This is a genomic window from Rhizobium sp. BK376 (assembly GCF_004341625.1).
Classification (GTDB): Bacteria; Pseudomonadota; Alphaproteobacteria; order Rhizobiales; family Rhizobiaceae; genus Rhizobium.
Map to the genome: position 1 here is coordinate 80,932 of NZ_SLZG01000003.1, position 20,657 is coordinate 101,588.

Here is a 20,657-nt window from a genome sequence, read left to right on the forward strand (position 1 = left end):
CGTCCAAATTACGGAAGGCACCGGAAAATCCCGTTCCCATTGCGCCTTCGAAACGCGTATCCCCGCCGTGACGGCTCGACGGGCAGGCGTTTTAAGGCTTCAGGTCTCATCCTTTGGACGGGCTGGCCTTGGACGGGCTGGCGAGTACCGGCGCGCTTCTGCGCCATTTCTTCCATCGCGTCGGCGTCGTCAGTTCATGGACGATAGCGCCACCGATGGCAGAGAAGATCATGCATGCGGTCACGAAGACCGGACCGTGGGTGACGATGTCGATCTTCAAGATGCCGCAGGCGACGCGCAGGAAAGCCAGGGTAAAGGCATGGGTGATGTAGACACTGTAGGATGCATCGCCGAGATAGTTCAGCCAGCCGATTTCGGGCAGGCGGGAGAAATCGATCGAGACGGCGGAATAGACGATGATGACCGCCGGAATGCCCCACATATAGGAGCGCATACTCGCATCGCACAGCGTTTCGTTGATGAGCAGAAACGCAAAGCCGAGCGCGATGGCAGGCCATGCCAGTCTTTGCGGCAAGAATATCTTTTCGAGATAGAGCTTGGCGAGAACCACGCCTGCCAGGAACTCGTAGATGATCGGATCGCCGTAGAAGGTTGTCGCCGTGCTCTGAAAGGGCAAGAGATGGCAGCCGACGATGATGGCAGTCATCGCGCCGAAGAGTGAATAGAGCCGCCATCTTTCAGGCACCAGCAGAAGCAGGCCGAACACGCAATAGAAGAACATTTCATAGTTCAGCGTCCAGCCGGGCACGACGATCGGCGTGATGAGATCGGGATCGGCCGGATTGCGCCAGGGCAGGAACAGCAACGAAGCGATGAGATGCGGGAGGTTGAAGACGGTCGATTTGAGGATCGTCGGAGCGATGAGGGCGACCACGGCCGAAAAGATCGTCGCCAGCCAGTAGAGCGGCACGATGCGCTTGATGCGCCGGCGATAGAACTCGATCGGCGAAATCCGCCGTCCCACCGTCGTCAGCCACATGACGAAGCCGCTGAGAACGAAGAAGATGTCGACGCCGGTCTCTCCAAACAGGTGAAACTGCCAGTCGAAGCCGGCATTGACCTTGGGAACCTGCAGGACCGAATGGAAATAGACGACCATCAGCGCGGCGATCGCACGCAGATACTGGAGCTGAACAAGCATGGAACGCCCTAACCCTTACGCAGCCATGACATGCTCGGAAAGATCTGGCGTCTCCCTCGATTAGCCCGGCACCTTGCTACTCGCTACATCTTCAAGGTGTTCCTGGGTCGAGCGGGGATTTTCGGAAAACCGCATATATCCGACCAGGAGCCACAACAGCCCGGCGATCTTCATCGAAAAGATCGCAGTTCCGCCAATCATCATATTCAGAAAAATGAAAAGAGAAAGTGAATGGGCGCAGCGACGCTGCGCCGGGCTCTCGCCTGCGGGAAAGAGGCAGATGAACAGCCAAAACATGATAAGGCCGAAGATCGTCGACCCGTAGATGAGATAGACATAGCCGCTATCGGCGAATTCGGTGATGCGCGAGACTTCAAGGCCAAGCACGGCGTTGACGTCAAGATCGAGCATCTTAGTGATCGTCAGACCGATGCGGCCGGTGAAATTGTCTCCCGTCTCGTTGGGCTTCATGTAATGCACGAAGAACCCGACCAGGATCAGCATCGGCATCAGCACGAGGTCGAAGGCCTTCGGGATTTTCGGAAATAGAAAATAGCCGAATATGCTGATGAAGGAGAAGATCAGCATCGTGCGGGTGTCGTTGGTCAAAAGGATGAGCACGATCGTCGCGATGCACAGAGCCTTTTCGATGAAACCCAGCTTCGGCCAGAAGGACAGCAGGTAGATGACGATCACGCCGCAGAAATTGGCAAGCGACACCTGCTCCAGGAAGATCGACGAGGAGCGGTGATTGATAAGGCCGAAGGAGAAGCGACCTTCGAAACCCAGTGCGTTGGCGAAAAGGCCGGTATTGTTGAAGCTCGCCTGCTTGATGCCGCGCGTGTTCTCGAAATATTCGCCGGGTCCAAACAGCGAAACGTAGAAGGGAGTGCTGACCACCTCGCAGACCAGGCCCGCAAAAACGCACAGGCAGCCGATGAAGAACGCAAGCCGCATCGTGCGCTCGTTGGCCCAGCCGCCGATTCCCGCAAAGCAGAAGACAATCAGCACATTGCGGAACTGATCGATGAAGGTGATATGGTTGAGCACCGTCACGTAGATCGTCATGATCAGCGTAAAGAGGAGATAGAGGAAGAGCGGCAGATCCTCCTCATAGATGCCCTTCTTCAGGATATAGGCGACGCTGAGCAGCATCGCCGTGCTTTCGCAGAGCACGACGGGCGTGACAGTCAGATGCATGATGTTGTGGTTGATATAGGCAAGGATGCAGTTGTAGAGCACCGACAGCAGCGTGATCGCAAGAATGGGATAGTCGATGCGCTGCTTTTCGCCTGAACTATGCATGAAATATCCAAAAATGACGGCGTTCGGTCGCCCGGCCGCAGGATATCAGTCACGTGATTCGCGGCAAAGGCCGGATCGAGCGGTCAGTTCCCGGGTTTGACCGCCGTGCATGCCGGCGCCGGCAATGCCTTCTTGCTAAGACCTGCGGTCAGAACCTTCATCTGCGGCTTGTCCCTGCCGTTGCGGGGCTGAACGTTCAGCGGCTCTTCCGGCGGCCACCAGTCGCCCGCCGCCCAATAGGTCCAGCCCAGCCAGACATCGCTGTTCTGGTTCATCACGTCGAGCATCTGTGTCAGGCCGTTCAGGCACGGGTCGTTTGCCCCGGCGCCGAATTCGCCGAGGAAGCCGCGCTTCTTGTTCTGACGCAGCCAGTTGGTCACCTCCACCAGCCCTTGGCGGGCCTGGTCCGCACCTTCGCAGGTCGCGTGAGTGCCTGAGGAGTCGGCGTCCAGATACTGATGGAACTCGTAGGCATAGTAATCGAGAGGGTCCTTGACGCCGATCATGACACTGGCGTTCGAGCCACCACCGAGCCTGTCCTGGCTCCAGGTCCAGGCGCCGCTCCAGATCGTTCCCGGAACCAGGATGAGATTGCGGGCGCCGACGGTCCGGATGCTGCGAATGGCCGTGTTGGCCGCGTTCAGCCAGTCGGGTGCCTTGATGTCATGCGGCTCGTTCATCAGCCCGAAGAGGACGCCGTTCTCGTTGGCGAACTCAACGGCCAGCCGCGCCCAGAAATCGCCGAAGGCGATGTCTGTTGCCGGTCGCTGCGTGACCTGCGTCTTGTCGTAGTAGCCGAAATTGTGCGGATCGAGAACGACGGCCATGCCGTTCTTGCGGATGAGCTCGACGGCGTCCTTGAGATGCTGCAATTCACCCGTGTCGAGTGGTTGCCCCAGCGTCGGCTGCAACCGTTCCCATTTGAAGGGCAGACGGACGACGTTCATGCCTTTACGGGCGAAATAGCGCACCGTCGCTTCGGAAGGGTAGGTATAATTCGTGCCGAGAACCCCGCCGCGATCGCCATATTCCGCGCCGGAAAGATTTATGCCGCGGTAGCATATCTCGGGAGTCGCTGCACCGGATGTATTTGCGGCCAAGGCTGGTAGGAAAACGGCTGTGGCGGCAAGTGAAAGACGCATCAGCCTCTTTACTATACTCATGCAGGCTCCCTTTCCTCGCACACCAAGGGGAAGGCGGCTCTCCGGACGCTACTTCTTACAGGCGCCCGGATGACAGGTCTATGTGGGTCAGCCAGCAATTGTCGGTGAGATCTGGACGAGATTGGAACGTCCTTAAGAATCCCTTAGCCAAACATTTCTAAACTCCAGGTGATCTGCCGTGTACGGGTAATGCGGACGGCAGCGAAAGTCTGACATGAGTTCGTACGAGAAGAGTAAGGGAACAAGCCGCCTTCCGAGCTGGCGCAGCAACGAGCCGCCTCCTGGGCAGCCCGAGGATCTTCGTATGCGCGGCCCCGTGATCCGGCCGTCAGATTTCATCCAGCAACCCCGGCCTGCGCCTGTCAGCGAGTTGCGCGAACGCGCCGGAGAGGAAATTGCACGACAGACATCCGCGCAGGCGGAAACTCGACCGGCACCGGCACCGGCACCCGTACCTGCTCCCAGCGCTCCGCCGCAGGAAGAGGTTCACGAAAAGCCCGTCGAAACAGTCGCGCCCGGCCCCATTCTCGATCTCCGCTCCGCCGTTCGCGCGATCTGGGCGAGACGCCTGCTCATTATTATTCTCGCGGCAATCATGGGTGGTCTTGGCGCCGCTGTCATTCCAATGCTGCCGCAGAAATTCACGGCGGAGACCAGTCTCTACTTCGATCCGCATCAGGTCAGTGCTTCGGATCCGCAACAGGGCACCGCGGCGCCAGAATTGATTTCCGCGCTCATCGACAGCCAGACGCAGATACTCGGCTCCGGAAAGGTCATGGGTCGCGTGGTCGATGCCCTGAAGCTCGATCAGGATCCTCAATTCAACGGTGGAGCGACCGGCGAGACCGCGAAATACGTCGCGATCGCGGTGCTGCAGAAGGCTGCGGTCATCGCCCGTGAAGCCACCACCTATGTGGTCTCGCTCAAGGTTACGACGCGCGACCCCTTGAAGTCGGCCCAGATCGCAAACCAGATCGTGACGTCCTTCAGGGACGAGGAAAGCAAGGCGGCTGCGACGGCCTATCACAGCACCAACACTGCTCTCGACAGCCGTCTGGACGACCTGCGCCAGCAGGTCCTCGATGCCGAGAAAGCCGTGGAAACCTATCGGGCGGATAATGACATGGTCGCCGTGCAGGGTGGCGGCTTCATTTCCGACAAGCGCCTGACCGCGCTGAACGACCTCCTGGTCACTGCCCAGCAGAAAACCATCGAGGCCAAGGCCCGTGCGGACGCCGTCGGCAAGCTGAGCTTTGAGGATGTCGTTGCCAGCACCAGTCCGCAAGCCCTGAACTCTACCTCCAATTCTCTGACCAATCTGCGTCAGCAATATGCCGTTCAAGCCGCCAATGTCGGAAGCCTCGAAAGCCAGCTTGGCGCTCGCCATCCGAGGCTGCTGGCGGCGCGGTCTTCCCTCGAAAGCATAGCGGCCGAAATTCGCAGCGAGCTTCAGCGCCTGTCGACGTCAGCGCAATCCGATTATGAGCAGGCGCAGAAGGCGGAGCAGGGCATTGCCAAGGAGCTTGCGGTCCAGAAGGCAACCCAGGTCAACACGTCGGGCAAGCTTGTCGAACTGAACGAGCTTGAACGCAAGGCGACCGCGGCAAGGGACATCTACCAGGCTCTGACGAAACGCTCGGACCAGGCGAGCGAAGACCAGAGCCTGTCGCAGACCAATATCCGCGTCATCTCCGAGGCGGTGCCGCCATTGAAGGCTGACGGGCCGGGAAGATCGGTCATGATGGTGGCCGGCCTGATCGCCGGCGCCCTTTTCGGCATCGGCCTGGGCATGGCTATTGCTGTGATCGCCAGCCTGTTTCGGCATCCTGTCATACGCGGCTATTTGTCGAAATGATCCGCAGCGTCGGCGGTCTGAGAATGGTCGTATCGAGATTCGCCGCCCTGTCGATCCACCGCACCGAACACGGAGAAGTGGTGGGAGCTGTTGCCTTTTGGCTCCAGAGGCATCAATAGAGGTTCCTGCCTGGACAAATACACCGGGAACCATGCAAGAGATATGATACGCTGTTCTTATGATCGGCGCCGGAGGAAGACATAGCTATGATACCGGCCGATAAGCTCGTTCTACCCTTCCTCGCGCTACCCCGTACGACCAAGCGCGCCCTAGCGCTGATCGTGGACTCCAGCCTGTGTGTTCTCACTGTCTGGTTCGCATACTGTCTTCGTCTGGATGGTTGGGTGATTCTGGAAGGCGTCGAATGGCTGCCGGCAATCGTGTCCCTGCTTGTCGCAATCCCGATCTTCATCGTGCTTGGTCTGTACCGCGCCATCTTCCGCTATGCCGGACTGTCCGCCTTCATGACCGTTGTAAAGGCCGTTTCGATCTACGGTTTGGCCTTCATGACGATCTTCACCGCGATCAGCGTACCGGGCGTGCCGCGAACCGTTGGCATCCTGCAGCCACTTCTGCTGCTGATCGCGATTGGCCTTTCGCGCATGTGGACGCGTTACTGGCTTGGTAACGCCTATCAACGCCTCCTCAATCGGAATGCCCTCTCCAGGGTATTGATTTATGGTGCCGGGACTTCCGGTCGGCAACTCGCCGGTGCACTTGCAAACAGCGCCGAACTCAACGTCGTCGGCTATCTCGATGATGACAAGAATTTGCACGGCAGCATCATGGGCGGCTTGCCGATCTACGACCCGTCGGATTTGGCTGCGTTGGTCGCAACCGGGGAGATCGGCGACGTCCTCCTGGCATTGCCCAATGCCACCCGACAACGTCGCAACGAAATCCTGGAGGAGATGCGAAAGGTCAGAGTGACCGTGCGAACGATGCCGGACTTGACCGCGCTCGCGCAAGGCCGCATCGCCGTAACGGACCTGAAAGAACTCGACATCGAAGATCTCCTCGGCCGCAACGTTGTCGTGCCGGACCAGGCTCTGCTTGATCGACATATTAAGGACAAGGTTGTCATGGTGACGGGGGCAGGAGGGTCCATCGGCAGTGAGCTCTGCCGTCAGATCCTTCGAAATGGTCCTGCCTGCCTTCTCTTGCTGGAGCAGAATGAATTCGGGCTCTACGCCATTCACGCCGAGTTGGAAAAGGCTGCACTGCTACTTGAGCGCGCAGATATACGCATCATTCCCTTTCTAGCTTCCGTCCGGGACGGTCGCCGGTTGCAGCAGATCATGGAAACATGGAAGCCGAGTACGGTCTATCACGCCGCGGCTTACAAGCATGTCCCACTCGTGGAGTATAATCCCGCTGAAGGAATCAAGAACAACGTGCTCGGCACGCTGACGACGGCCCGGGCCGCGCAGAATGCCGGGGTCGCAAGCTTCGTGCTCATCAGCACGGACAAGGCGGTGCGTCCGACAAACATCATGGGCGCCAGCAAGCGGCTCGCCGAGCTCGTTCTTCAAGCCTTGAATGCGGATCAGAAGCCGGGCGCGCCGACCACATTCTCGATGGTCCGCTTTGGCAACGTGCTCGGTTCGTCCGGATCGGTCGTGCCGCTTTTTCGCCAGCAGATACGCGATGGCGGGCCGATTACGCTTACGCATCCCGATATAACCCGCTACTTCATGACAATCCCGGAAGCGTCGCAACTGGTCATTCAGGCCGGCGCTATGGCACAGGGCGGCGATGTCTTCCTTCTCGATATGGGCGAACCCGTTCGCATTGCTGACCTTGCCATGCGGATGGTGGAGCTTTCCGGCCTGACTTTGCGCGACGACGAAAATCCCGACGGCGACATCGAGATGGAGATCACGGGGTTGCGGCCTGGTGAGAAGCTCTACGAGGAGCTTTTGATCGGCGATGATCCGCAGGCCACTCCGCATCCCCGAATCATGCGGGCACATGAGGATTTTCTGCCATGGCTGGAATTATCGAAGCGTTTGAACGCTCTGGAAGCGGCTCTCGATGAAAATGACGTGCCGCTGACGCGCAGCATGCTGGAAAAGCTTGTTGCCGGCTATTCGCCGACCGTGGAGGTCGTCGACCTCGTTTTCCGGGAGAGGGAAGCAGACACAGCCGCCTGATGGATCTGCTTGCTAGCCAGCATCTTTCGCATTTTCACCGCGTAGTACCAGCGTCGAACCTGGTCGTGGGTGCGGAACCAGTGAGCCGAGACACGAAGCATGAAGTGCTTTTTGACTGCCCGGTAATGCACTCGCCTGCCGATTGCAGTATCCCCCCTGAACGGGCTGAACTCGACGATGTTCTTTTCCATTGAAAAGGTTTGAACGCCGGTCGACCAACCGCGCTCAAGGGCGACGTCGAAAGGCAACAACATCGGTCGGAGCGTAACCAGCAGCTTTTGAGCTGCCTTACGCGTGAGAATATAACAGGCGGCCGAGCCTTGTGGCCCGTGCAGACAGCGACCGACGATATCCCTTTCGGACGTTTCCAAATGCGGCTTGAATCCGACGGCGCGGTGGTTGACGAGTTTTACCAGGCCCATATCGGGCGCGGCAGTGATTGCCGCAATGGCACGCTGTATCAGCCTGGGATTGAGGTCGACGTCATCCTCGATGATGATCGCCAGTTCGTGGCCACTGTCGACAAATTGCTCCATAGCCATCAAGTGGCTGCGGTAGCAGCCATATTCGCCGGCCAGAAGTCTTCTGCCGTTATGATATACAAATTGATGGGGATGGAAATCGACCCGATCCTGCTCGGGAACCGCACTGCCGTCGACGGCCGCAATACGCACAACGTTTAGACCGTACCGCACGGCTTGTCCGCGCAATCTTTCCCACCGGTCGACGGAGCGATCCAAGTTGATCGCATATATGAGAATGGGTGCTGCCGGAACGTCGGCTGCATCGCTATCTGCGGACGATTTCCCCCGACTCACTCGCTCGAGAATAGCCTTAACTCCGACTAAATAATCCCACCCGCAAGACACGGTATGCCTGATATCTCATGCTAATGTAGCAGAAACCCATAGGGACACAAACAAGGATTGCGTCTCTGCCACTCTCCCCCGGCTATATGAACCCGGCTGTCGGAGACTGCAAGACGTTTTTAATCTCCTGTGTATAAGGTCGGATCTGCGCAACAGCGCTATCCCATGAAATTCCGGGGCCAAAGCCGATCTCGCCATGGGAGCGGCACGTCTTTCCGCGATCTCCGGACCACTCAGGACGACCGATAGCGTTGACCACGGTGCCTGAAGAGATGCTTGCCTTTACCTTGGCGTAAGTCATGGCGATCACTATATCGAATGGAGGCCAATGACCGAATGTTGAGACACCGCTAAGGACCAAGGCAGATGAAGATCGCCATCAGAACCACAATCGTCGCCTTGGTGTTTGCTGCTATCGCTCCTGGTCTGTCCATGGCGGGAAATCCGGTCAATTGGGCCGCTGCGGGAAAGACCATATATCCCTACAAGGATTTGCCCGGCGTCACTGCACCGACGCAACAGACAGCGGACGACAAGTTCAGCTGCCGCACCACGACCATTCATTCCTATTGGTGGCGTGGTGGCATCTATCGTGGACTGCCGCGGCTTGGCTATGTCTGTGACCAGAACGGTGTCATATCGTCGAGCACCAGACCGCCGAATTGGTCCTACTGGCAGTATAACGACCGGAACAGATAATAACAGCACGCTGTTTGTCGTAGTTCATAGCGCGCGGGCAGAGCTCCATGCCGCCGCGACGGGGGTCGTATCGCAGCGTACAGTTGGTAAGCCTGTATGCCTCTGTCACAAAAACGATAGGATAGCTGCACAACAATCGGGATGCCTCCGAAAGCGATGTCTATGACCGAGAAGAGGAATCCAGATGAAGAAGATCATTTTGATTGCGGCTCTTGGCCTTTTTGCCTCAAACGCCATGGCGATGTCGCGGCATAACTCCCAGTCGATGACGTGTACCCAGGTGCATGACGAAATTGCAAAAGACGGCATGATGGTCTTGCGCTATCCGTCCAAGCAGAAATCAGACATGATGATGTACAGCCGTGCCGTAACAAACTCGATGAGCTGTGTCGGGATGGGCGGCATGGCAAACACGACCGTGCCGACGAGCGATGATCCGAAATGCAGGGTCAAAACCTGCAATCCCACAACCGGAAAAGGTCCGAACAAGAATCAGTAGCGCATTCAGGACGGTGGCCGCCTGCTATATCTGCATTGATGGAGGCAGAACAACGCCAATCCACGGTTTGCATCGCGACGACTGAAACGCAACGCAGGTAGCCACCGTTGGCGCTTGTTCAGCACAGCCACCAGCGGCAGCGCTGAACGCGGTCAACATAATGAAAAAATTAAAGATTTAAGGATGATCGTGGCAACGATCAAAATGGAATGGTGCCCAGAAGAGGACTCGAACCTCCACACCCTTTCGGGTACCAGCACCTGAAGCTGGCGCGTCTACCAATTCCGCCATCTGGGCGACGGAGAGCCATGTACGGGGGTGGCTCTTTGCTGTCAACAGGGTTTTTGAAGTTTTCATGGCAATCCGCAAAAAACCGTTTCCAACCACCCCTCGAACGGCGACGAAACCACTTCTCCTACGCTCTTGAAGGCCGTCCTCGAGATAGCCTCTCATCGCAATAGCGTGACCGCGTCTTGGATGGCGATGATTTCGCTCTACATTTTAGAGAATGCTGTTGTGGGGAAGTCGCGCAGGGGATGGAAAGTTGCCATGATCGTTTTCGCTAGGATCACGCTGGTTTGCGTGTCTCTTCTTGTTTTGCTTCTGTCCCCCCTGGCCGCGAATGCCGTGCCGCTGGGGTCAATCGGTCCACAGGTGCATTCGGATATCGTGAAGGTGCAGACGCTGTGCGATTACAGGGGCTGCTTTGGCTTCGGGCCTCGGCAAACATATCGCCCGCCTACCTATCGCCCCCCAGGATACCAGCCGCCGGTCTATTACAGGCCGCGCGCAACGGGTACGCCAAACCTCATATACCAGCCGCCGACCACGACCTCGGTCCCGCCGCCGGTTCGCCCTGCCACACGGGCGCCAACCCTCAGCCGCCAGCATGTTCAGTGGTGCCGGGGGAAATACCGCTCCTATGATCCGACTACGAATCGCTACCGGACCTTTCGCGGTGGGTCGCTGGTCTGCTACTCACCCTACCGATGAGCCGACCCGATCAAGCGTCCGCTGCAGTGCGGTCGGTATGGCCAAGGTCGCGGCCCGGATCGATAACATCGCGCACCCGCTGCTTGAGTTCCTTGGGGCCGGGAAAGCCGCCATCGCGCTTGCGTTCCCAGAGAAGTTCACCGTCGATGCGAATCTCGAAATTTCCGCCGGTACCGGGAATCAATGCTACTTCGCCGAGACTGTCGGTAAAGGTCTGCAGCAGCTCCTGTGCCATCCACGCGGCCCGCAGCAGCCAGTTGCATTGTGTGCAGTAGAGTATGCTTATCCGGGGCTTGTCGCTCATCAGCGTTCCTTTCGATCGATCCCGATTATCTAGAGAGCGCGGATAGCGGTCGCAAGCACTGAAGGTCCTCTTGATATTGCTGGAGAGGCGAGATTTGCCGCACTCTTTTTATTGCCGCACGCACTATATAGAAAAGGAAAGGCGGTCACCCGAATCATACGGGCGATCGGTCTTGATCAAGCGGGCGGACGGAGCGCGTGGATGGGCAGCGTAAAAAGCGTGAGATCACTGGGGGGCAGAATTCGGGCGCGGTTTTCCAATCCGTTGTTGGCGCTGGGGAGCGTGCCTGCCGCTCTTGGTGCTGCTATTGCCCTGGTTCTATTGCTTGCGGGCTCCAATCCGGCAGCCGCCGCGGATTGTGACGATATGGCTACGCCCGGCATAAACTGGAGCGGATGCCACCGGAACAACATCATTCTCCAGGGCAGCGATCTGCATGGTGCCAATCTTGCCGGCACCCATTTCGACAGCACCGATCTCAGCAACACCAATCTTCAGTCAGCCAATCTGGAAAAGGCGACCATGGTGCGCACCTGGCTGACGGATGCCCATGCGGAGGGTGCCAATTTCTCGCATATCGAGGCCTATCGTTCGAGTTTCACCAATGTCGTAGCCGACGGCGCCAGTTTTGCCGGTGCCGAGCTCCAGCGGGCGGACTTCAGCGGCGCCAGGCTGGCAAAAACGGATTTCGAGAAGGCGGAACTCGGCCGAGCCAATTTCGACAAGGCGGATCTGAGCGATACCCGTTTCACGCTCGCCAATCTTTCTCGCGCCAACCTTAGCAGCGCCAAGCTGCAGGGGCCTATCAATTTCGATAGGGCCTTCATGTACCTGACGCGGATCGAGGGACTGGACCTCTCTGCCGCGGCGAACCTGCAGCAGAGCCAGATCGATCTTGCTTGCGGCGACAAGGCGACGAAGCTGCCTTCCGGGTTGAACATACCGGCGAACTGGCCTTGCCCGCCTGACGACAAGGATTGATGCCGGGAGCGGACGATAGCCACAGGGTTAGTGGACGTGTCGCCCTCTAAGTAATTTCGGGAATGGAGGACCAATCGTGAGCGAATTGAACCTACCTGCGGAAGGCGGATGCCGCTGCGGGCGCGTGCGGTTGAAGATCACCGCACCCCCGCTGCTGACTATGGCCTGTCACTGCAGGGGCTGCCAGCAGATGTCGTCCAGCGCCTATTCGCTGAGCGCCGCGATCCCGGCGGACGGCTTCGAGGTAACAAAGGGCGAACCCGTCATCGGTGGGCTTCACGGCGCTGACGCCCACCATTACTTCTGCCCCTATTGCATGAGCTGGATGTTTACGAAGTCGGAAGGCATGGACTGGTTCGTCAACCTGCGCCCGACCATGCTGGATGACCCAAGCTGGTTTTCTCCCTTCATCGAGACCTGGACGAGCGAGAAGCTGCCCGGCGCGACGACGCCGGCGGTTCATAGTTACGCGGCGCTGCCGGCCATGGAGGAGTATGAGGTGCTGGTGAAGGAATATATGGGGCAGGCGTCCTAGAAGCCCTGGAAGAGGAAGTCGGTCGCGGCAATGATCGTATCGGCCTTTGCTGAAAGATCGGCAATCGCCTCGCCGATTTCGGAGACCGGCACGGACGCCATGCGTTGGGTGGCCATGACATAAAGTTCGTCGTTGATCCGGAAGCGCGGATTGAGGCTCGATGCCGCCTAGCTCATTTCGTCGACAGAATGAAGCGGAACCACCACTCTGGACGGGAGGCTATCGAAGAAATTGGCCTGCAGATCGAGCACCAGGATATCGCTGCCTTTCAATCGATAGACCTGAAAGCGAGCCATTAAAATTGCCGGTATTTAGCGAGCGGCAGCCCATGTTTTTCGACATATTCGTTTTCGAGGCGGATGGCTTCAGCGTTTTCGATAAGCCAAAGCCGTTCGCGCTCCGCCTTCACGGCGCGCGCGATGCCGTCCTCGGTGGCGCGGGAGATATTGATCTTCAGATCCCGCGCCTGAGTGACGAGTTTTTCGTCCAGAGAAAGATTGGCTGCTTTTCTTTGCTGTTGAGACATTTCAGCGGCTCCATCATGCGCACATCATATGCACATGAGTCGCCTGTGCAAAGACTTACTCGTCGCCCATCTTGAGCGCGGCAATAAACGCTTCCTGCGGGATTTCGACCTTGCCGAACTGCCGCATGCGCTTCTTGCCTTCCTTCTGCTTGTCCAGCAGCTTGCGCTTGCGGGTGGCGTCGCCGCCGTAGCATTTCGCGGTCACGTCCTTGCGCAGCGCCGAGATGGTCTCGCGGGCAATGACGTTGCCGCCGATCGCTGCCTGGATCGGGATCTTGAACATGTGCTTCGGGATCAGCTCCTTCAGCCGCTCGCACATGTCGCGGCCACGCTTTTCGGCAGACGAACGATGGACGAGCATGGAGAGCGCGTCGACCGGCTCGCCGTTGACGAGGATCGACAGCTTGACGAGGTTGCCCTCGCGGTAGTCTTCAAGATGATAGTCGAAGGAGGCATAGCCCTTCGAGATCGACTTCAGCCGGTCGTAGAAATCGAAGACGACTTCGTTGAGCGGCAGGTCGTAGGTGACCATCGCGCGGCTGCCGACATAGGTGAGTTCCGTCTGGATGCCGCGGCGATCCTGGCAAAGTTTCAGGATGCCGCCGAGATAGTCGTCCGGCGTCATGATCGTCGCCTTGATCCAGGGCTCGCGGATTTCGCCGATCTTTACGACATCGGGCATGTCGGCCGGATTATGCAGCTCGCGCTCGCTGCCGTCGGTCATGCTCAGCTGATAAACGACCGAAGGCGCCGTTGCGATCAGGTCGAGATCGAATTCGCGCTCCAGACGTTCCTGGATGATCTCAAGATGCAGCAGGCCGAGGAAGCCGCAGCGGAAGCCGAAGCCGAGCGCAGCAGAGCTTTCCATTTCAAACGAGAAGCTTGCATCGTTGAGGCGCAGCTTGCCCATGGCAGCGCGCAGATCCTCGAAATCGGCAGCGTCGACCGGGAAGAGGCCGCAGAAGACGACAGGCTGGGCGGGCTTGAAGCCCGGCAGCGCCTCAGCCGTCGGACGCTTGTCCTCGGTGATCGTATCGCCGACGCGCGTGTCGGCCACTTCCTTGATGGACGCAGTGATGAAGCCGATCTCGCCGGGGCCGAGACTGTCGACATTGACCATCTTCGGCGTCAGCACGCCGACGCGCTCCACCTGGTATTTGGCGTCCGTGCCCATCATGCGGATCGTCTGGCCCTTGGTCAGCACGCCGTCGAGAACGCGCACGAGAACCATGACGCCGAGATAGGTGTCATACCAGCTGTCGACCAGCAGCGCCTTCAGCGGCGCTTTCTCGCCGCCCGCGCTCTTCGGCGCCGGCAGCTTGTGGACGATCGCTTCCAGAACATCGGGAATGCCGAGCCCGGTCTTTGCCGAAATCAGTACGGCGTCGGAGGCATCGATGCCGATCACTTCCTCGATCTGTTCCTTGATGCGCTCCGGCTCGGCAGCGGGCAGGTCGATCTTGTTGAGAACGGTGACGAGCTCGTGATTGTTGTCGATTGCCTGGTAGACGTTGGCAAGCGTCTGCGCTTCGACACCCTGCGAGGCGTCGACGACCAGCAATGAACCTTCGCAGGCCGAGAGCGACCGCGAGACTTCATAGGCGAAGTCGACGTGTCCGGGCGTGTCGATGAGGTTCAGAATATAGGTCTCGCCGTTCTGCGCCTTGTAGTGCAGGCGAACGGTCTGCGCCTTGATGGTGATGCCGCGCTCGCGCTCGATCTCCATGTTGTCGAGCACCTGCTCCGACATCTCGCGCTCGGCAAGGCCGCCCGTCGTCTGGATCAGGCGGTCGGCCAGCGTCGATTTGCCGTGGTCGATATGGGCCACGATCGAAAAATTGCGGATATGCGAAAGCGGAGTCGTCGGATTGGTGCTCATGCGCGCCATATAGCAGCGGCGGCAACGTCCGCAAAGCGGTAATTAACCCTATGTTCGCCCTATTTTACAGGCTGCGCGATGCAGTCCTGCCATCGGGACGCGGCATGGGTCAGACGGGCCATGTCTCCAGGTTCCACGCGGAGTCCCAGAACATCCATTCATATTGCGAAGCGCGCACGAAGACATCGAGCATTTGCGTCCGCTCCGCCTCGGATGCTCCACGGGCGGCAAAGTCGGTCAAGGCGATCACTTCGCGGGCGCCGGCGGCAAATTGCGGATCGCCATAGGTGTTGATCCAGGCCTGGAATGCATTGCCTTCGGTCAAGGGCCTGTTCTTGATGGCCTCGCCGACTTTCCAGTAGATCCAGAAGCACGGCAGGATGGCGGAAAGCGCCACCGGATAGGAGCAGTGATAGGCCGTGGCGAGCAGGAAGTTGGTATAGGCAAAGCCGCTCGGCGACGGTTCGGCGGCCTCGACATCCGCAGGGGTGATGCCGAACTGGGCCAGAAATCCCGCATGCAGACCCTGCTCGACATTGAGAGCTTTTTGAGCCGAGCCCAAGAAGCGCAGGACCTGCGCGTTGTCAGGCGCCTTTGCCGCAACGACGGCCAGGCAGCGGGCGTAATGCTTGAGATAAAGCGCGTCCTGCAGGATGTAGTGCCGAAAGATTTCGGGCGGCAGGGTGCCGTCGGACAGCCGTTCCAGCAGCGGCAGGGCTTCGATGCTGGCGCGGATCGATGCGATCCTCTCCCATGCGGCGGTCGTGAAGCTGTCCGTTGCCGGCTGGCTGGCCATTTGGTTGTCTTGCATGCCTTTATCCATTCCAATCCTGATTGCCGGGCGGCCCGGCTTACTACAGCGCCACAATAGGCAAAAGCTATGGCAAAGACAGCGCAAAACGCACTTGCTCAGCCATTCGAAGACGATCGTCGGCTACGGTAGTTTTTGACCTTGATTCCATCATCGGATCATGTATTTCTCTTATAGTAGAAATTGGGTGCCGAGATGGAAGAAGAACTCGAAATCGCGATCGGTCTGCGTATCCGCCAGCTGCGGATCGCCAGGGGTCTGACACTCGACGAACTGGCGACAGCGTCAGGTGTCAGCCGCGCAATGATCTCCCGCATCGAGCGAGCGGAAGCCAGCCCGACGGCCTCGCTGCTTGCAAGACTTTGCGCGGCGCTCGGCCTGTCGCTGTCGGCCTTCTTTGCCGAAGAGGACAAGCTTTCCTCGCCGCTTTCCCGCCGCAACGATCAGCAGGTCTGGCGCGATCCGGAAACTGGCTATCTCAGACGTTCCGTCTCGCCTTCGGCCACGGATTCGATGGTCGATCTCATCGAGGTCGTCTTTCCCGCCGGAGCCCGCGTCAGCTTTCCGCCCCATGCGGCAAGCCACGGCATGAGGCAGCATGTCTGGCTCTTCGAGGGAGAGATGGAGATCACCTCCCGCGACACCGCCTATCACCTCAAGCCCGGCGATTGCCTCTACATGCCCGTGGGCGAGGGCCACGTCTTTCACAACCCGTCCGACGGACCGGCACGCTACTGCGTCGTGCTCGATCGCGGCGGCCGATAATTCCCGTTCAGGAGCAGACCATGCCAGATATCCGCCTTCTCACCGCCTCCGAGGCGCGCGCCGCCATACCCGATCTCTGCGAAATATTGGCCGATTGCGTCAATGGCGGTGCCTCCGTCGGCTTCATGCAGCCCTATACCTCGGCGGACGCTCTGGCCTATTGGCAAGGTGTCGCCGAAGCGGTCGAGGAGGGCGAAAACCTGCTCGTTGTCGCCGAACTGGAGGGAAAAATCGTCGGCACGGTGCAAATCGGCTTTGCCTCCATGCCGAACCAGCCACATCGCGGCGATCTGAAGAAGCTGCTGATCCACCGCTCTGCCCGTGGTAGGGGCCTTGCACGACTGCTGATGCAAGCGGTCGAAGCTGAGGCGGCAAGGCAGGGCAAGACATTGCTGGTGCTGGATACCGCGACCGGCAGCGATGCCGAAGCGATCTATCCGCGCCTTGGCTGGGAGCGGGTGGGCGCCATTCCCGACTACGCGATGTGGCCGGAGGGCGGCCTCTGCTCAACTACCTTCTTCTACAAGCGGATCGGCGACAACAGGAACTGATGCTCCGACTGTGGCGACGTCCTGCGAACGAGATCAGCCGCCGGCCTTCAGTGTCCGCGTAAAGGCGTCGATGATGAGCTTTTCCAGCTCCGCGTGAATATCGATCCGTGGGCGTGCGGTCTCCTGGCAGATCGGATCCTGTTCGCCGATCGATGCCAGGAATTCTGCAGCGCTTGCCTTGCAGATCGGCAGGAAGCTGAAGTGGTTGGCGTTATCGACCTGCGCATAGCCGGCGCCGGGGATCTCGTCGGCAAGCCGATCTGAAAGAACGGCAACGGGTACGCTGCCGGGACTGCCGAGATTGATGAGGGTGACCGGGATGCCGATCGACGTCAGGCTCTCCGGTTTGAGGGCGGTTGCGAGTCCCGGATCGACGGCGACGACCGAAGCGATGCGCTTGTCGCGATTGGATTGTTCGAAGCGGGCCTTGTCGATGCTGGCAAGGTCCAGAGGCGCCACGTCGACCTCTTCGCCATCAGCGAAGCCGCGACCGCCGCGAAACCAGCTGCAATCCATCATGTCAGGGTTTTCCCGGCAGTAGCGGATGTAGGCGTCGAGATCGCCGCGTGCGCCCGCCAGTTCCAGAGCCGTGGAGCCGCCGAGCGAAAAGCCGAGAACGCCTATGCGGTTCGGATCGATCGATGCCTGCCAATGCGCATCCGCCGATAGCGTGGAGATGATCGACGAAATGTCCTGCGTCCGCTCCCAGATCTTCGGCGTTGCCGCAGGCGTGGAATCGCCGCTCGTCGTTCCCGGATGGTTGGGTCCGGCAACGATGAAGCCGGCTTCGGCAAGGCTTTCCGCAATCCAGGCCATGCCCTCGGCACGCGAGCCGGAACCATGGGAGAGAAGGATCAGCGGGAAGCGGCCTTGCTGGATCCTCGCATTGCGACGGACAGGAACGCCGTCGAATACCTTGCTTTCACCGATCATCGCGGGCGTTCCATCGGCCTTCGAGGGGTACCAGATGGTCACTGCGAGCGCGCGGGACGAATCCTGCGTCACAACGCTTATCTTCTGCAAGCCGATAGGTTCGGCGGCGAAGGCGGGAAGGGCGGTGGCACTGAAGGCAAGCGCAAGAAGGAAGCGTGTCAGTCGCATGAAGAACCTCATCTGGTTGGAAGTGATGACCAACCATGGATGCGGTCAAAAGCGCATTCGACCTCGATCATCATCAAGGTCGTCCTATTCTGCGAGGCAGGTCGTCAGCGTCGATCAGACTTCGAGCGCCGCCAGGGCGCCATTGATCGTCATGCCCGGCAACCACTGAACCGCGGCTCAGCCGAAGTCCCGGGCGGCTTCGATATTCTCGATCGAATCGTCGATGAAGGCGATCTCGTGGCGTTCATAACCGGAACGCTCGGTCGCAATCCGGAAGAAATCTTCGGAAGGCTTTTTGTGACCAAGGGCAGCAGAATAGAAGATGCCGTCGAAATGCTCGGAAAGCCCGAGCCGCTCCATCAGGTATGCGGCGCGTCGATGCTCCTGGTTGGTGGCAAGAAATAGCGTGACGCCTTTCTTCCGGTACTCAACCAACCCCTCGAGCAATTGCCTATCCAGGCGGGAATCGTTTTCGAACCAGTAGTCCATCAGCGCTTCAGGCGTGATGTTCGGCGCGATGCGGTCGAGCACATCAGCCAGACGCGGCTCGATCGGCTCGCGGCCGGTGACGATATCCGCCCAATAGGGTTTGAAAAACGCCTGTTGCAGCATTTCGCGGGTAAGGCCGAGATCTCGCTCCAGATAGGTGAAGGGCGGAAGACCATCTGTCGGACGTCCGTGAACCAGCACGCCATCGACATCGACCATAAGGGCTTTCATAAAAATATCTCTCGTTCTGAAAATCGGCCGCTCTAAAAATCGGCATGAAGATGCTGTCGTTCTGCCGCAAGAGCAAGACCATTTGGGATTACTTTTCTCTTCATCGCGAATCCGTGTAACTCTCGATCCGTCGAATGCAACTGCCATCCATAGGAGCCTGATATGCGCGTCATCTACTCCGAAGATCACAAACTGCGCGACGCCAAGACGGAGTTGCACGGCGGCCTTCTGGTGACGCCGTTCGAGGGGCCGTTCAGGGCGGAATGGATACTGAAGGCCGTCAGGGATGCCGGGTTTTCGGATGTCGTCGCGCCGAATCTGCATGGGCTGGAGACGGCACTGAAGGTTCATGATTGGGGCTATCTCGAGTTCCTGTCGAAGGCCTGGGCGCTCTGGAAGGCGAGCGGAGCAGAGGGCGAGGCGATCCCGACCTCCTTTCCGGTGCGCCGCTCGACACAGCGAGTGCCAAACGATATCGACGCCCTGCTCGGCTATTATGCCAACGCCGCGGAGACGGCGATCACCGAGGGCACCTATGAGGCCGCCATCGCCTCCATGAAATGTGCGTTGACCGGTGTTGACTGGCTGAATGCCGGCAATCGATTTGCCTTCTCGCTCTGCCGCCCGCCCGGCCACCATGCCGGCATCGACCTCTTCGGCGGCTATTGCTTCATCAACAACGCAGCCGTCGCCGCACAGCACCTGATCGATCTCGGCGCGAAGAAGGTCGCGATCCTCGATGTCGATTTTCACCATGGCAATGGCACGCAGGACATCACCTATGACAGGGGCGATATCTTCTTCGCCTCGCTGCACGGCGAGCCAGCCGACGCCTTTCCTTACTTCTGGGGCTATGCCGATGAAACCGGGAAGGGGCAGGGCGAGGGCTGCAATGCCAACTACCCGCTGCCGCGCGGCACGACCTGGCAGGCCTGGTCGGCAGCACTTGCCAATGCCCTCCTGCGGATCAAGGCGTTCGGCGCGGAAGCGATCGTGGTCTCCCTCGGCGTCGACACGTTCGAGCGCGATCCGATCAGCTTCTTCAAGCTGACATCGGAGGATTTCATCCGCATGGGTTCCGAAATCGCCGGCGCCGGCTTGCCGGTCCTGACCCTGATGGAGGGCGGCTACGGCGTGCCGGAAATCGGCCTGAACGTCGCCAATATGCTCAAAGGGCTGGAAGCCTAGAGACACCTCGCTGATGAATTTGCCGATGACCGACGACGATACTCTAACCTCGGATGTTCCGACGTCGCGCATGCTCTCCTGGGCCAAGAACTCGACCATCTACAGGCTCGAACGCCGGATGATGACCGAAAAGCAGCTTTTTGATGCCATCGCCAAGAAGGCGAAATCGAAATTCGAGGACATCAGCAGCGCCCAGGTAAAGGCGCTCGCCGAATATGCTGTGAAATTCGCCTATGACCAGAAGGCGCTGGATGACGTCGCCTTTGCCGCGATCAGCACGCGCACGGCGGTGCGCAGCGGCAAGTCGAAGCGCGTCATCGCCCAGAAATTGTCCTTGAAGGGCGTGGCGACAGAAACGGTCCAATCGGCGGTGCAGGATGCCGACGACCTCGTCGCGGCGGTCATCTTTGCGCGGAAGCGCGGTTTCGGCCCATTCCGGCGAGGAGATCTGGATGAGAAGCGCAAGGCAAAGGAACTATCGGCCTTTGCGCGAAACGGATTCGGCTTCGAGATCGGGAGGCGGGTTTTCGATATGGACGCGGAGGAGGCGGACGAGGTCCTTTATCCCGATCGGCCGCTGTCCTGAGCCACGCTCAAG

At 59.1% G+C, this 20,657-nt stretch carries 20 protein-coding genes, 1 tRNA gene and 2 pseudogenes; 11 read left to right on the forward strand and 12 right to left on the reverse strand.

Going from position 1 to position 20,657, the window contains the following annotated elements; all coding sequences use genetic code 11:
* Positions 1 to 106: 106 nt before the first annotated feature.
* The 3 genes from EV561_RS08750 to EV561_RS08760 all read right to left on the reverse strand — a co-directional run bounded on the left by EV561_RS08750 (position 107) and on the right by EV561_RS08760 (position 3,630).
* On the reverse strand, positions 107 to 1,162 hold the full coding sequence (locus EV561_RS08750; RefSeq protein ID WP_132520186.1) for an acyltransferase: 1,056 nt from the start codon (positions 1,160 to 1,162) through the stop codon (positions 107 to 109).
* A gap of 60 nt (positions 1,163 to 1,222) precedes the next feature.
* On the reverse strand, positions 1,223 to 2,467 hold the full coding sequence (locus EV561_RS08755; protein ID WP_132520190.1) for a hypothetical protein: 1,245 nt from the start codon (positions 2,465 to 2,467) through the stop codon (positions 1,223 to 1,225).
* An 83-nt stretch (positions 2,468 to 2,550) separates the two neighbouring features.
* Complete coding sequence (locus EV561_RS08760; RefSeq protein ID WP_132520193.1) at positions 2,551 to 3,630, reverse strand: glycoside hydrolase family 5 protein; 1,080 nt, start codon at positions 3,628 to 3,630, stop codon at positions 2,551 to 2,553.
* Positions 3,631 to 3,844: 214 nt separating this feature from the next.
* Between EV561_RS08760 and EV561_RS08765 the strand changes: the two genes are divergently transcribed.
* Entirely contained in the window at positions 3,845 to 5,485 is a 1,641-nt protein-coding gene (locus EV561_RS08765) for a GumC family protein (RefSeq protein ID WP_132520196.1), read from the forward strand.
* A 206-nt stretch (positions 5,486 to 5,691) separates the two neighbouring features.
* The gene (locus EV561_RS08770; protein WP_132520199.1) at positions 5,692 to 7,638 is read left to right on the forward strand and encodes a nucleoside-diphosphate sugar epimerase/dehydratase; all 1,947 of its coding nucleotides are present in this window, start codon (positions 5,692 to 5,694) and stop codon (positions 7,636 to 7,638) included.
* Here the strand turns inward: EV561_RS08770 and EV561_RS08775 are convergent.
* On the reverse strand, positions 7,572 to 8,456 hold the full coding sequence (locus EV561_RS08775) for a glycosyltransferase family 25 protein (protein ID WP_281025201.1): 885 nt from the start codon (positions 8,454 to 8,456) through the stop codon (positions 7,572 to 7,574). The two genes, EV561_RS08770 and EV561_RS08775, sit on opposite strands and share 67 nt — an antisense overlap.
* Positions 8,457 to 8,873: 417 nt before the next feature.
* Between EV561_RS08775 and EV561_RS08780 the strand changes: the two genes are divergently transcribed.
* Complete coding sequence (locus EV561_RS08780; RefSeq protein WP_132520202.1) at positions 8,874 to 9,206, forward strand: hypothetical protein; 333 nt, start codon at positions 8,874 to 8,876, stop codon at positions 9,204 to 9,206.
* Positions 9,207 to 9,390: 184 nt separating this feature from the next.
* Positions 9,391 to 9,705, forward strand: coding sequence for a hypothetical protein (locus EV561_RS08785; protein WP_132520205.1), 315 nt, complete (start codon positions 9,391 to 9,393; stop codon positions 9,703 to 9,705).
* A gap of 210 nt (positions 9,706 to 9,915) precedes the next feature.
* Here the strand turns inward: EV561_RS08785 and EV561_RS08790 are convergent.
* A tRNA-Leu gene (locus EV561_RS08790) sits at positions 9,916 to 10,002 on the reverse strand.
* Positions 10,003 to 10,254: 252 nt separating this feature from the next.
* On the opposite strand from EV561_RS08790, the gene EV561_RS08795 reads away from it, so the two are divergent.
* Entirely contained in the window at positions 10,255 to 10,698 is a 444-nt protein-coding gene (locus EV561_RS08795) for a BA14K family protein (RefSeq protein ID WP_132520208.1), read from the forward strand.
* A gap of 10 nt (positions 10,699 to 10,708) precedes the next feature.
* Here EV561_RS08795 and EV561_RS08800 read toward each other — a convergent pair whose 3' ends face one another.
* A complete protein-coding gene (locus EV561_RS08800) occupies positions 10,709 to 11,002 on the reverse strand; it encodes a SelT/SelW/SelH family protein (RefSeq protein ID WP_132520211.1) in 294 nt (97 codons plus the stop codon).
* 201 nt (positions 11,003 to 11,203) lie between these two features.
* Between EV561_RS08800 and EV561_RS08805 the strand changes: the two genes are divergently transcribed.
* Together EV561_RS08805 and EV561_RS08810 are read left to right on the forward strand one after the other, a co-directional pair.
* Positions 11,204 to 11,983, forward strand: a complete 780-nt coding sequence (locus EV561_RS08805) for a pentapeptide repeat-containing protein (protein ID WP_132520214.1) — start codon at positions 11,204 to 11,206, stop codon at positions 11,981 to 11,983.
* Between the two features lie 76 nt (positions 11,984 to 12,059).
* Positions 12,060 to 12,518, forward strand: coding sequence for a GFA family protein (locus EV561_RS08810; protein ID WP_132520217.1), 459 nt, complete (start codon positions 12,060 to 12,062; stop codon positions 12,516 to 12,518).
* Here EV561_RS08810 and EV561_RS08815 read toward each other — a convergent pair.
* The 4 genes and pseudogenes from EV561_RS08815 to tenA all read right to left on the reverse strand — a co-directional run bounded on the left by EV561_RS08815 (position 12,515) and on the right by tenA (position 15,734).
* Positions 12,515 to 12,814, reverse strand: a pseudogene (locus tag EV561_RS08815) (CcdB family protein). The gene EV561_RS08810 and the pseudogene EV561_RS08815 overlap by 4 nt on opposite strands.
* A complete protein-coding gene (locus tag EV561_RS08820) occupies positions 12,814 to 13,044 on the reverse strand; it encodes a type II toxin-antitoxin system CcdA family antitoxin (RefSeq protein WP_132520220.1) in 231 nt (76 codons plus the stop codon). The pseudogene EV561_RS08815 and the gene EV561_RS08820 overlap by 1 nt, the downstream one beginning before the upstream one ends.
* Positions 13,045 to 13,099: 55 nt before the next feature.
* The gene (gene lepA, locus EV561_RS08825) at positions 13,100 to 14,932 is read right to left on the reverse strand and encodes a translation elongation factor 4 (protein ID WP_132520223.1); all 1,833 of its coding nucleotides are present in this window, start codon (positions 14,930 to 14,932) and stop codon (positions 13,100 to 13,102) included.
* A 100-nt stretch (positions 14,933 to 15,032) separates the two neighbouring features.
* On the reverse strand, positions 15,033 to 15,734 hold the full coding sequence (tenA, locus tag EV561_RS08830; protein WP_245512634.1) for a thiaminase II: 702 nt from the start codon (positions 15,732 to 15,734) through the stop codon (positions 15,033 to 15,035).
* A 195-nt stretch (positions 15,735 to 15,929) separates the two neighbouring features.
* Here tenA and EV561_RS08835 point away from each other — a divergent pair, with 195 nt between their 5' ends.
* Together EV561_RS08835 and EV561_RS08840 are read left to right on the forward strand one after the other, a co-directional pair.
* The gene (locus EV561_RS08835; RefSeq protein WP_132520226.1) at positions 15,930 to 16,499 is read left to right on the forward strand and encodes a helix-turn-helix domain-containing protein; all 570 of its coding nucleotides are present in this window, start codon (positions 15,930 to 15,932) and stop codon (positions 16,497 to 16,499) included.
* A gap of 20 nt (positions 16,500 to 16,519) precedes the next feature.
* Positions 16,520 to 17,050 carry a GNAT family N-acetyltransferase gene (locus EV561_RS08840; RefSeq protein ID WP_132520230.1) on the forward strand — a complete coding sequence of 177 codons (531 nt, stop codon included), beginning with the start codon at positions 16,520 to 16,522 and terminating at the stop codon, positions 17,048 to 17,050.
* A 33-nt stretch (positions 17,051 to 17,083) separates the two neighbouring features.
* Here the strand turns inward: EV561_RS08840 and EV561_RS08845 are convergent, their stop codons facing one another.
* Positions 17,084 to 18,151 carry an alpha/beta fold hydrolase gene (locus EV561_RS08845; RefSeq protein ID WP_165927777.1) on the reverse strand — a complete coding sequence of 356 codons (1,068 nt, stop codon included), beginning with the start codon at positions 18,149 to 18,151 and terminating at the stop codon, positions 17,084 to 17,086.
* 180 nt (positions 18,152 to 18,331) lie between these two features.
* Positions 18,332 to 18,871: pseudogene (locus tag EV561_RS08850) on the reverse strand (HAD-IA family hydrolase); the annotation flags it as partial.
* Positions 18,872 to 19,033: 162 nt separating this feature from the next.
* Here EV561_RS08850 and EV561_RS08855 point away from each other — a divergent pair.
* A complete protein-coding gene (locus EV561_RS08855) occupies positions 19,034 to 20,059 on the forward strand; it encodes a histone deacetylase family protein (protein ID WP_132520236.1) in 1,026 nt (341 codons plus the stop codon).
* Between the two features lie 25 nt (positions 20,060 to 20,084).
* Positions 20,085 to 20,645: a recombination regulator RecX gene (gene recX, locus EV561_RS08860; protein WP_132520239.1), complete on the forward strand. Its 561-nt coding sequence runs from the start codon at positions 20,085 to 20,087 to the stop codon at positions 20,643 to 20,645.
* Positions 20,646 to 20,657: the final 12 nt, after the last annotated feature.